General features: G+C 67.9%; 8 protein-coding genes. 3 read left to right on the forward strand and 5 right to left on the reverse strand.

Features of this window, described 5'->3' with window-relative positions; genetic code table 11:
- The first annotated feature begins 39 nt into the window (after nucleotides 1-39).
- Together gmd and AOM01_RS10085 are read left to right on the forward strand one after the other, a co-directional pair.
- Nucleotides 40-1089, forward strand: a complete 1050-nt coding sequence (gmd, locus tag AOM01_RS10080) for a GDP-mannose 4,6-dehydratase (RefSeq protein ID WP_062292770.1) — start codon at nucleotides 40-42, stop codon at nucleotides 1087-1089.
- Nucleotides 1086-2066, forward strand: a complete 981-nt coding sequence (locus AOM01_RS10085) for a GDP-L-fucose synthase family protein (RefSeq protein WP_062292772.1) — start codon at nucleotides 1086-1088, stop codon at nucleotides 2064-2066. The genes gmd and AOM01_RS10085 overlap by 4 nt, the downstream gene beginning before the upstream one ends.
- A 58-nt stretch (nucleotides 2067-2124) precedes the next feature.
- Here the strand turns inward: AOM01_RS10085 and AOM01_RS10090 are convergent, their stop codons facing one another.
- Nucleotides 2125-3609 (reverse strand): sugar transferase, encoded by a 1485-nt coding sequence (locus AOM01_RS10090; RefSeq protein WP_062292775.1) that lies wholly within the window; start codon nucleotides 3607-3609, stop codon nucleotides 2125-2127.
- Between the two features lie 130 nt (nucleotides 3610-3739).
- On the opposite strand from AOM01_RS10090, the gene AOM01_RS10095 reads away from it, so the two are divergent.
- Nucleotides 3740-5113 (forward strand): tyrosine-protein kinase domain-containing protein, encoded by a 1374-nt coding sequence (locus tag AOM01_RS10095; protein WP_062292778.1) that lies wholly within the window; start codon nucleotides 3740-3742, stop codon nucleotides 5111-5113.
- 61 nt (nucleotides 5114-5174) lie between these two features.
- Here AOM01_RS10095 and AOM01_RS10100 read toward each other — a convergent pair whose 3' ends face one another.
- From AOM01_RS10100 to AOM01_RS10115, 4 genes are all read right to left on the reverse strand, one after another.
- Nucleotides 5175-6962, reverse strand: a complete 1788-nt coding sequence (locus tag AOM01_RS10100; protein ID WP_062292780.1) for a DUF4012 domain-containing protein — start codon at nucleotides 6960-6962, stop codon at nucleotides 5175-5177.
- Between the two features lie 103 nt (nucleotides 6963-7065).
- Nucleotides 7066-7551, reverse strand: coding sequence for a hypothetical protein (locus tag AOM01_RS10105; protein WP_062292783.1), 486 nt, complete (start codon nucleotides 7549-7551; stop codon nucleotides 7066-7068).
- 139 nt (nucleotides 7552-7690) lie between these two features.
- Nucleotides 7691-9466, reverse strand: coding sequence for a DUF4012 domain-containing protein (locus AOM01_RS10110; protein WP_062292786.1), 1776 nt, complete (start codon nucleotides 9464-9466; stop codon nucleotides 7691-7693).
- 27 nt (nucleotides 9467-9493) lie between these two features.
- Nucleotides 9494-10738: a glycosyltransferase gene (locus tag AOM01_RS10115; RefSeq protein ID WP_228374275.1), complete on the reverse strand. Its 1245-nt coding sequence runs from the start codon at nucleotides 10736-10738 to the stop codon at nucleotides 9494-9496.
- Between the last annotated feature and the right edge of the window lie 24 nt (nucleotides 10739-10762).

The raw sequence follows: 10762 nt of genomic DNA on the forward strand, positions 1-10762 counted from the left end.
CGAGCTATCTCGTCCGCAACCAACTTGGGGGAATAGACCATGCCGAAGAAAGCCTTCATCACAGGCATCACGGGCCAGGACGGCTCGTACCTAGCCGAACTGCTGCTCAGCAAGGGCTATGAGGTCCACGGCCTCATCCGCCGTGCGTCGACATTCAACACGCACCGGATCGACCACCTGTACGTGGACCCGCACGACCCGTCCGCGAAGCTATTCCTCCACTACGGCGACCTCTCCGATGGCGCACGCATGGTCACGCTCCTCGCGGAGATCAACCCCGACGAGGTCTACAACCTCGCGGCCCAGTCGCACGTTCGCGTGAGCTTCGATGAGCCCGAGCACACCGCCGACACCACCGGCACGGGCACCATCCGCCTCCTCGAGGCCGTGCGCCTCTCGGGAATCAAGACTCGCTTCTACCAGGCATCCACCTCGGAACTCTACGGCGCGACGCCGCCGCCGCAGAGCGAGACGACGCCCTTCTACCCGCGCTCGCCGTATGCCGCCGCGAAGCTCTATAGCTACTGGATCACCAAGAACTACCGCGAGGCGTACGACATGTTCGCGGTCAACGGGATCCTCTTCAACCACGAATCCCCGCGCCGCGGCGAGACCTTCGTGACGCGCAAGATCACACGCGCCGTGGCGCGTATTCAGGCCGGCGTCCAGAAGGACATCTACCTGGGCAACCTCGACTCGATCCGCGACTGGGGCTACGCAGCCGAGTACGTCGAGGGCATGTGGCGCATGCTGCAGGTCGATGAGCCCGAGGACTTCGTGCTCGCCACCGGAGTCGGCTACACGATCAAGGACTTTCTCGAGACGGCCTTCGGTCACGCGGGCCTCGACTGGCAGGAGTTCGTGAAGTTCGACGAGCGCTACCTGCGCCCCACCGAGGTCGACGCCCTCATCGGTGATCCGTCGAAGGCCGCCGACAAGCTCGGCTGGGTCCCGACGATCGACGGCAAGGAGCTGGGCAAGCTCATGGTCGACGCAGACATCGAGGCCCTCGAAAAGGGTGCCGAGTGGCGCGACACCGTCAACCTCGCCTCGTGGACCACGAACGACTCCCTCCAGGGGCTCAAGTGACCGCGGTCGACGGCGTCGAGTACTCACCGGCACCGCTCGACCGCGACGCGACGTTCTACGTTGCTGGCCATCGCGGCCTGGTGGGTTCGGCGATCGTCCGGCGGCTTGAGAGCGCGGGCTTCACGAACATCGTGGGCCGTTCCTCGTCTGAGCTCGACCTCAAGGACCGCGACGCGACCTTCGCCTTCTTCGCCCAGACCAAGCCCACCTACGTGGTGCTGGCTGCAGCGAAGGTCGGCGGGATCATGGCCAACAGCACCTATCCGGTGGACTTCCTGTCCGACAACATCCGCATCCAGACCAACGTGATCGACGCCGCGCTAGCACACGACGTCGAGCGGTTGCTCTTCCTGGGGTCGAGCTGCATCTACCCGAAGTTCGCACCGCAGCCCATCCCCGAGGACAGCCTGCTCACCGGTCACCTGGAGCCCACCAACGACGCATACGCGATCGCGAAGATTGCCGGCATCCTCCACATCCAGGCCGCACGCCGTCAGTACGGCAAGGCGTGGATCTCGGCGATGCCGACCAACCTCTACGGCCCGAACGACAACTTCTCCCCGCAGGGCTCTCACGTGCTCCCGGCGCTCATCCGCCGTTACGACGAGGCCGCGAAGTCGGGTGCGGCCGCCGTGACAAACTGGGGCACGGGTTCGCCGCGCCGCGAGTTCCTGCACTCCGATGACATGGCCGACGCCTGCCTCCACCTGCTCGAACACTACGACGGTCCGTCGCAGGTCAACGTGGGCACCGGCAGCGACCTCGCCATCAAGGAGATCGCGGAGACCATCGCGAGCGTCACGGGGTTCGAAGGCAGCACCGAGTGGGACACCACGAAGCCCGATGGCACCCCGCAGAAGTTGCTCGACGTCTCGCACCTCGCGGAACTCGGGTGGAGCGCGCAGATCTCCCTCGAGGAGGGCCTGCGCCGCACCCACGAGTGGTACCAGGAGAACGCCGCGCATCTGCGCGGCTGACCTCGAGGCGAACGGGGGCTGGCGCATCTGAACGATGCGCCAGCCCCCGTTCGCGATATCAGTACGCTCCGCGACCGAACAGCACTGCGCCGACCGTACGCATCACGATGACGAGATCGCCCGCAAGGCTCCAGTTCTCGGTGTAGTACAGATCGAGCCGCACGCTCTCGTCCCACGATAGATCGCTGCGTCCGCTGACCTGCCACAGGCCCGTGATGCCCGGTTTGACCAGTTGCCGCCGCGCGACCCGTGCGTCCTCCCACTGGTCTACCTCCGACTGCAGCGGCGGGCGCGGTCCTACGATCGACATGTCGCCCTTAAGCACGTTGATGAGCTGGGGCACCTCGTCGATGCTGAAGCGACGCAGCACCTTGCCGATGGATGTTACGCGAGGGTCGTCCTTCATCTTGAAGAGGACCTCGTTGCCCTCAGCGCGCTGCTGCTCGCGTAGGGCGTCCAGCCGCTGTTCGGCGTCGACGTACATCGACCGGAACTTCAGCATGGCGAACGGTCGGTGATCGCGCCCAATGCGTTCCTGGCGGAAGAACACGGGTCCAGGACTGGTGACCTTGACGAGCGCCGCGACCACGAGCATGGGGATCGACCCCAGAGCAAGTAGGGCCAGCGCGGTGAGCCGGTCGCTGATCGACTTGAGGTAGTACTTGCCACCCTCGAACCGGGGGATATCGACGTGGAGCAAGGGCAGTCCCTCAACAGGACTCATGTAGACGCGAGGTCCGGCAACGTCGACCATCGCGGGGGCAACGATGAGGCCGATGCCCGTGCCTTCGAGCTCCCACCCGAGCTGACGAGACTCACGCAGCGACATCGCATCCGTCCCAGAGAGCAGCACGTACTCGGCGTTTTCGCGCTTGGCGACCTCCGCCGCTTCCTCCAATGATCCGAGGAGTGGCACGTCGTGCAGATCCTCGTCGACGAACCGGTGTCCCGTGGGGAGGCACGCGCCGATCACGCTGTAGCCCGCACGCCGCGAGCGCCGGATACGGCGGATCATCTGCTGCGACGTGAGCATCGGTCCGACCACAATCACCTGGGCCAGCAGTTCGCCACGATCCCGTTGGGCGTGCATCCACGACCTCCAGGCGGCGCGGTAGACCAGCAACGCAACGGTGCCCACAGGGATCGCGAAGAGCAGGTATCCCCGGCTCACCTGCCACTGCGTGAGGAACCCAACGATGGCTACCACCGTGAACGTGTGCCACGATGCCGCGAGGACGCGCTGGAACTCTTGCGGCCCGTGGCCCAGGATCAGCGCTTCACGCGACCGCGTCCATCCGAGAGCGAGCACCCACAGTGCGCTCACGACCACGGTGACCTGCCAATATGCGGGCGTGTCGCGGCCAGTCACCGACACGAAGGGATCCCAGCCGAACCGCGCTGCATGCGCGCCGACCATGACGAGAGTCACCACAACGACATCCGTCAAGAAGAGCCGGGACTCGTATTTGCGTGCCCAGCCGCGTGCTCCGAACATCCTCTGCGTTGAGGCACGTCGAAGCGCCTCGCCCCCCATGGCCGTCATGTGCGCAAGGGTACCTGGATGGGGTCTTGGCTCGATACAAGGGTCAGGTCGCCACGCTCTCGCATGGCAAAATTAGTCGGCGTGGGGGACGCTCCCTTGCACGCGCGCGACAAGAACCCCGGGGAGACACGTGGAGCTACAGGACTATCTCAGGATCCTTCGGAAGAACTGGATTCTCATCCTGCTGCTGACCGTTCTCGGGGCGGGCGCTGGCCTTGCCTATTCGATGGTGGCGACTCCGACCTACGCGGCTTCCTCCAAGGTCTTCGTGTCCACCTCGGGAGGGTCGACAGTGTCGGATCTCGCGACGGGCAACACGTTCGCTCAGCAGCGCGTGAAGACCTACGCGGACCTCATCAACACGGCAGCCGTGCTCCAGCCGACCATCGACGCCCTCAGCATCGATATGAGCGTCGCGCAACTGCGAGGCAAGATCTCCGCGACGTCACCCCTCAACACCTCGGTGATCGACATCTCGGTCTCCGACTCCGACCCGGTCTTCGCGGCCTCGCTCGCCACGGAGGCCGCGAACCAGCTCATCAGCGTCGTCGAGGATATTGAGACGACCGACAGCGCGGACGGGTCCCCCGTCAGTCTCACCGTCGTCCAGGAAGCCGAGGTGCCACAGGCGCCGATCAGCCCCAAGAAGGCGCTCAATGTCGCGCTCGGACTGCTGCTCGGTCTCGCTATTGGTGTCGGGATTGCACTGCTCCGCACGACGCTCGACACTCGGATCCGCGGCGAGCGTGACCTCGAGCGCATCACCGACGCGCCTGTGCTCGGCGGAATCGTGTTTGATCCCAAGGCGAAGCAGCGTCCGCTCCTGGTCCACGAGGACGCGCGCAGCCCGCGCGCAGAATCGTTCCGGACCTTGCGCACCAACCTTCAATTCCTCGACACGGAGCGCTCGACGCGCAGCTTCGTCATCACGTCCTCAATCCCGTCCGAGGGGAAGTCGACCACGGCGGCTAATCTCGCGATCACTCTGGCGGATGCCGGCGCCCGGGTCCTCCTTGTGGGCGCCGACCTGCGTCGTCCGAAGATGGCGCAGTACATGGGCATCGAGGCTGGCGTGGGCCTTACCGATGTCCTCATTGGGCGCCTCGACGTCGAGCACGCGGTGCAGCGTTGGGGGCGCAGCGAGCTGTACCTTCTGCCCGCCGGGTCGATTCCCCCGAATCCGTCTGAGTTGCTCGGGTCCTCGCGCATGGACGAACTCATCAAGCAGCTCGACGAGCGGTTCGACGTGGTCCTTTACGACGCCCCACCGCTGCTTCCGGTGACGGACGCTGCCGTTCTTGCCAAGCTCGTCGGCGGTGCGGTCGTCATCGTTGCCGCCGGCAAGACCCACGCGCCGCAACTCGACAGCGCGCTCCAGTCGCTCGAGACCGTGGGCGCACACGTTTCGGGACTGGTGCTGTCGATGCTGCCGGCCCGAGGACCCGATGCTTACGGATACGGCCGGTACGGGTACACGTACGAAGAAGAAGAAGCCAACAAGTAGTTGATGCGACGAGGGCCCCACGCTACGGCGGATTCTTGGGGCCCTCGTCGTCTCTCGCCCTCTAGCAGCCGGTGGCCCCCTCCGCGAGGCGCTCGATAGCTACCTCTCGCGGTCCCGGTGTCTGGACGTACTCGGGCGGAAGCACGCCGTCTACGTGCGCGTCAACCTCGAACTGAAGCGTGGTCGACGCGCCCGGCGCAAGCTCGATCCGAGCGGTCGCCAATGTCCGACCGGCTTGATGCTCGGGGCGCACCTTGATCTTGTCACCATCCAACGTTGCGCGAGTGATGCCTGTGCCGACGGCGGGATAGACGAGGACATTCGCGTGAAACTCAGCTAACGGGACGAATATGCCCTCGCCGGCGACATACTCGGGCAGCGACTCGGCGTCACCATCGAAGGTATGGGTATAGGTAATCGAGATGGTCTGGCCCGCGATCGAACCGTCCGCGCACATCCGGTCGGTCACGGTCGCTTCAGCGTCGATGTAGTAGCCGATCTTCGAGCCCGATCCATCGTTGACAAACACCCCGACCGTGCCTTCGCGCTCGAGGAATGCACCCGCGATCCGGGTGGGCTGGAGGAGGTCCTGCTCGTGCGCGGCTGAGGACCACACCATCAATCGGCCTGCGTCAATCGCGCGCTCGACCCCCTGGACCGCAGACCCGCGGCCCGAGGTGATCTCGCCGAACAACGCCGCGGAGGCGCGCGCGAAGAAGTCATCCTGGTCGGCAGGATTGGCGTACTCGAAATACGCGTCGCTGAGCATGACGTCCGCGAGGTTGTCCGAGGTGATCTCGAACGGACCCACCGCAACTGGGGCGGCGCCCTCGAGCATCCACCCGAGCGCGATCGGGTCGATCGACACGACGCCGTCGACCTCGTCGCCTCCGCCCGCGGTCCAGAATCGGGTCATCAACTCGGCTGCACGCGGGAACTCGGGTGTGAAGTTCACATCCTGGGGGAACATCTGCATCTGGTCACCGAAGATGCGCGCCTCATCCGTGGAAAGGCCACCCACTCCGTCGTACTTCACGAGGCTGCTCGCTGGACGAAAATCGCCCAGTTCAATGCGCCCGTCCTGGACGGCGATCTCGATGATCGCTCCTGGGATCCCGCCGGAGGCGCGCGGCTCGGCGTTGTTCTGCACCATCACCAGATAGGTGCGCTCGCCCTCTCCACCGAGCATCGACGGCAACAGCTCAGCCGCCGCGTGCGCGGAGCCCACCAGTCCGGAGAGCTCGTCGACCTGCTCGCGCAGGTCGAGGAAGGGCGTCGCGACCTGGTCGACCGTGTGCGCGAGGCTGACGTCGCCGAGAGCCGCGGACTGCGCGTCCAGTGCTCCCACAGCCGCCGCCAGAGGCTCGCGGTAGGGCTCGAGAACGTACGGGTCGATGCGGCCGTTCTCGAAGCCGGGCACGGCGAGCGCGTCGAGGCTGTCCATCTGCGCGAGGGGCGCGAGCGCCTCCGTCGCCATCGCGTCGACGGCGTCACCGGCGGCCATGAGCGGCCGCACCTGGTCCGAGACCCACGGCATGCGCGCCGCGAGCGACCAGTGGAACCCGGAAGTGGCGTCCGCGAACGCACGCGCGGACTCCTCGAGGCCGTCGACCTCCGCGGCGAGCGCGGAGGCGTCGCGGTTCGAGACGGCCTCCTTGGCGGCGGTCGCGTGCGCGGTGAGAGCGTCGGAAGAGTCGAGCATGGTCTTCGCGTCCCACGTGAACAGCGCGCCCACTCCCACCACCACGACCCCAAAGCCTCCTACCATCCACGGCCACACGCGGCGACGCTTGCGGGCGGGTTGCGGCGCGGGCTGGCCTGCGGCCGACTCGGGGGTGGCGTCGCTCATCGGTGTCCTTCAGGTGGGGGGCTGCGGCGCCCAGGTTACCCGTGTCCAGGCACGGCAACGGCCTCGGGTCCGCCGTCCGGCGGACCCGAGGCCGTGTGAAGCGTTACGCGTTCTGCGCGGCGCGGCGACGCGCGCCGATGAACACGGTCGCGGCGCCCGCGACCAGCAGGCCGGCGGCACCCGCCGCGAGGCCGACGTTCTCGAAGCCGGTGCCGGAGAGCTCGTCGCTCGAACCCGCGGTCCCGGCGGCGACGACCTCGATCGAGGCGGTGTCCACGGCCTCGCCGTCGACGATCGCCGTGAGACCCAGGGTGCCGGCGGTGCTCGGCGCGGTCACGGTGAAGCTCGCGGCCCCTCCGGAGATGGTCTTGGTCGCGGACGTCACGGTGCCCGCGATCGAGGCGTCCGCGCCGGACGTGGTGGCCTGGAGCGCGGCGTCGGAGCCCTCGGGCCCCTCGACGTCGCAATCGAACGGCTGGCCCACCTCGATGATGGAGACGTCGCAGCCGATGGCGTCCTCACCGCTGGTGTAGTCCTCAGCGAATGCGGCGGTTGGAGCAAGAATGGCCGCGCCTGCCAGCGCGGTCACGGCAAGGGTACGTACGAACATGGTGGAGCCTCCCAGCACACGGCGCCCTCAGCAGCGCCGTTTTGACAACCCATGCATCATAACAACTGTTCACCCATCATTTCGGGGCCCGAGGTAAACATCCCGTTACGTCCGCTTCTCAGCACGTGGAGGATTGCTCGAACGCCAACTGCGGCTGGTTGGGCCGAGGCCCCGGCGTCATCTGCAACCCCGGCAGGCCCAGCCCCGCCTCGGTCGCCTGCAATTCGTAGACAAGGTTCACCTGCCCGCCGGGCTTGAGCTCGATCCGCCTCTGCGACATCGCGCGCCCGTCGTGGACGTCCTCGACCACCTCGGAGTCCTCGCCGTCGCGGGTGACGCCCGCGAGCGAGAAGCCCGCCGGCGGGTAGACCACCACATTGGCGTGGAACTCCCCGCGGGGCACGTACTGAGGGATGCCGATGATGTAGCCCGGCAGATCCTTGACGTCACCCTCGTAGCCGTGGCGCAACTCCACCTCGACGCTCATCGAGTCGATCGATCCGTCGTTGCACTGGTAGGCCGTCACCAGCACGTCGGACCCGATGTAGTAGCCGATCTTCGAGCCCGACCCGTCGTTGAGGAACACGCCCAGGGTGTCGGAGTTCTCGAGGAACGCCCCGCCCACGCCGGTCGACGCGAGCAACGCCTCCTCATCCGCGTCCGCGGACCACAGCAGGAACCGGTGCGCGTCGATCGCCTGCTCCACACCCGACACCGAGGCAGCCTGCCCGCCCACCACCTGCGCGAATAGCGCGGCGGCGGTGCGGGCGAAGAACTCGTCCTGCTTGAGCGGGTCGTCATAGAGGAAGTACGCCTGGTTGAGCATCACCTGCGCGAGGTTCTCCCCCGTGATCTCGATCCCGCCCGCCTCCAGCGGCGCCGAGCCCTCGAGCATCCACCCCAGCGCGACAGGGTCGATCGACACCACCGCGTCCGGCCGCTCGCCGTACTTCAGCTCCCAGAAGTCGACCAGGATCTCCGCGGTGCGGGGGAACTCCGGGGTGAAGTTCGCGTCATGCGGGTACGTCTTCATGCGGTCCGAGTAGATCCGCTCCTCGTCCTCCGTGATCTCCACCCGGCCCGCGTCGTCGATGAGGTCGCGCGCCGCGGCGTAGCGCCCGAGCTCCATGCGCCCGTCATCGACCGTCAGTTCGAAGTACGCTCCGGGGAGCCCGCCCGTGGTGCGCGGCTCGGCGTTGTTCTGCACCACCACCAGGTAGTGCCGCGCCCCCTCGCCGCCCAGCATGGACGGCAGCAGCTCCGCGGTCGCGTGTGCGCCCTCGACCAGCCCGCCGAGCGTCTCGATCTGGCGCTCGAGCCCTCGCACCAGGTCGTTGACCGGCAGCCACGACCGCGACGTGTCCACCGCCGCCAGGGTCTGCGCTTCCGTGGCGAGCGTCTCGGCGGCCACCGCGAGCGGCTCGCGGTACTCCTCGAGCACGTACGGGTCCACGCGGCCGCCCTCGAAGCTGGGGACCTCGAACGCCGCCAGGCTGTCCTGGCCCGCCAACGGCGCCAGGGCATCGTCCGCCACCGCACCCACGGCCTCCCCCGCAGCGACCAGCGGCGCGGCCTGCAGCCGCAGCCACGGGAGGTGGGACGCCAGCCACCAGTGCGGACCCGAGGTCGCGGACTCGAACGTCCGCGCAGCCTCCTGGACCTGCGCCACCTCGCTCGAGAGCGCCTCCGCGTCCGCCGCGGTCAGCGCCTCCTGCGCCGCCTCCGCATGCTGGTCGACGGCGGTCGCCGCCGAGGTGAGCCGGGCCGCGTCGTAGGTCAGCCACGCGAGCATTCCGCCGAGCACGAGCAGCACCACACCCACGACCATCCACGGCCAGCGGCGCCGCCTTTTGCGCGGGCGCGCCTTGTCCGCGGCCGCGACTTCCTCGGCCATGTCCCCTCCCTCAGCGGTGGCGGTAGGTCAGGAGACCTCCACCGTCGTGTCGAGCCCCAGCACCGTCACGAACGCGTCGATCGCGGCGTCCTCCGCGAGCACCGCCTCGCGATACGCGCGGCCGTTCGCGCCCAGCGCGTCCGCGCGCACAGCATCCGCGGCGAGCGCTAGCGCGCCGTCGACGAGCGCGTCCGGATCGCCCGACGTCACGACCTGGCCGGCGTCGGCGGCGCGGACCTCGTCGGCGGTCACGCCCGACGGGTCGGTCGCGGCGAGCACCGGCCGTCCCGCGTCGAAATACGAGGTGAGCTTCGACGGCACCGCCATCTCGGAGACGCCGGGCGCCTCGTGCACCAGGAGGATGTCTGCCGCGGCAAGCGCGCCGCGGAAGGCCTCGTCGTCGAGCGGGGCGAGGAAGTCGAGGTTGCTCAGGCCCTGAGCGGCGTCCTCGAGCCGCGCGCGCTCGCCGCCGTCGCCGAGCATGACGAATCGAAGTTTTTCGCCGCGCTCCTCGGCACGGCGCGCCGCGGTCACCACGTGCTCGAGGCCCTGCTTCACGCCCATGTTGCCCGCGTGGAGGATGACGGTCTCCCCACCCCAACCGCGCTCACGTCGCGCGGCCGCGCGGTCGATGGGCGCGTGCGGTGCGAGGTGCGTCCAGTTGCGGACGATGGAGACCTTGTCAGGGTCCACGCCATAGTCCTCGACCACGGCGCGCTTGAAACGGTCGTGGATGACGATCACGCGATCCGAGCCGCGCAGCATCGAGCCCTCGACCGCGTGCAAGATCTTCGCGACGGCGCCACCGCCGGACGTCTCCTGCTGGCCACGCCCGTAAAGGTCCTGGATCCAGACCGCGAGCTCCGCGTCGCGGTGGGTGACGCGGGCGCGCAGCCGCGCGATCGCGGAGCTGAACAGCGCCGGCGACACGAGCAGCACCACGTCCGGCTTGCCCCACGGCGCGAACACCGACCGCGCACCAAGCGTGATCTCCGACAGCAGCCGCGGCACCCCCTGGGGGCGGCGCGGCACATAGTGAAGGACGCGGCGCACGTCGACGCCCGCGTCGTCCTCACGCGACTTCCACTTCTTGAAGCCGGGGTAGATCTCCCACTCGGGGTAATGAGGCTGCGCGGTCAGCACCCGGATCGCGCGACCGCGCTTCGCAAGCGCCCGGGCCAGCGCACCCGTATACGGGCCGATGCCGGTCCGCTCGGGCGGGTAGTTGATGCCGACGATCAGGACGTCGCTGGACTCCGCGGTGGCGCTCACTCGTTCCCCTCACGCGAACCCACG

The sequence above is a fragment of the Demequina phytophila genome (genome assembly GCF_000971135.1).
Lineage (GTDB): Bacteria > Actinomycetota > Actinomycetes > Actinomycetales > Demequinaceae > Demequina > Demequina phytophila.

What these genes read in the sequence shown, in the direction of transcription:
- gmd (WP_062292770.1), top strand. Translation starts at nt 40, where the DNA reads ATGCCGAAGAAAGCCTTCATCACAGGCATCACGGGCCAGGACGGCTCG.
- AOM01_RS10090 (WP_062292775.1), bottom strand. Translation starts at nt 3,609, where the DNA reads ATGACGGCCATGGGGGGCGAGGCGCTTCGACGTGCCTCAACGCAGAGG.
- AOM01_RS10100 (WP_062292780.1), bottom strand. Translation starts at nt 6,962, where the DNA reads ATGAGCGACGCCACCCCCGAGTCGGCCGCAGGCCAGCCCGCGCCGCAA.
- AOM01_RS10110 (WP_062292786.1), bottom strand. Translation starts at nt 9,466, where the DNA reads ATGGCCGAGGAAGTCGCGGCCGCGGACAAGGCGCGCCCGCGCAAAAGG.